At 66.2% G+C, this 610-nt stretch carries 2 protein-coding genes; both read right to left on the bottom strand.

What is annotated here, in order from left to right; all coding sequences use genetic code 11:
• A partial coding sequence (locus tag EN925_RS38705) for a methionine ABC transporter permease (protein WP_164894827.1) occupies window positions 1-445 on the bottom strand: 445 nt, incomplete at its 3' end.
• The coding region (locus EN925_RS38700) for an NIL domain-containing protein (RefSeq protein ID WP_281040716.1) at window positions 426-610 on the bottom strand (185 nt) is incomplete at its 5' end. The genes EN925_RS38700 and EN925_RS38705, both read right to left, overlap by 20 nt.

The raw sequence follows: 610 nt of genomic DNA, 5'->3' as shown, positions 1-610 counted from the left end.
CGGCGACGATGCCGGGCAGGGCTTCCGGCACCAGCACCTCGCGGATGATCGTCCAGCGGTTGCCGCCCATGGCGCGCGCTGCCTCGATCAAGCCGTGGTCGACCTCGCGCAGCGACACTTCGGCGATGCGCGAATAATAGGGCGTGGCGGCGATCGACAGCGGCACGATGGCCGCCCAGGTGCCGATCGAGGTGCCGACGATCAGCCGCGTCACTGGGATCAGCGCCACCAGAAGGATGATGAAGGGCACCGAGCGGAAGCCGTTGATGACCGCGCCGAGCGCGCGGTTGACCCACAGGCTTTCGGCAATGCCGCCGCGTTCGGTGGCGATCAGCGCCAAGCCGAGCGGCAGGCCGAAGACCAGCGAGATGAGGCCGGAAGCGGCCGTCATCAGCACTGTCTCCCAGATCGAACGCAGCAGAAGCTCAAACAGGATTGGCGACATGGCCAAGCACCTCCACCCGCGCCTGGCGGGCCTTCAGGAATGTGATGATGTCAGCGAGATGATCTGCATCGCTGCCGGGAACCGACAGGAACAGCGTGCCGACCGGCTGCTGCTGGACATGATCGATGCCGCCATGGACGAGGCGAAAGGCACCCGGAACAGCAG

Origin of the sequence: Mesorhizobium sp. M7A.F.Ca.US.006.04.2.1, assembly GCF_004022915.1 — a bacterium.
Lineage (GTDB): Bacteria > Pseudomonadota > Alphaproteobacteria > Rhizobiales > Rhizobiaceae > Mesorhizobium > Mesorhizobium ciceri.
Note: the sequence above shows the minus strand (reverse complement) of the source record. Positions and strands in the feature narration are given on the sequence as shown.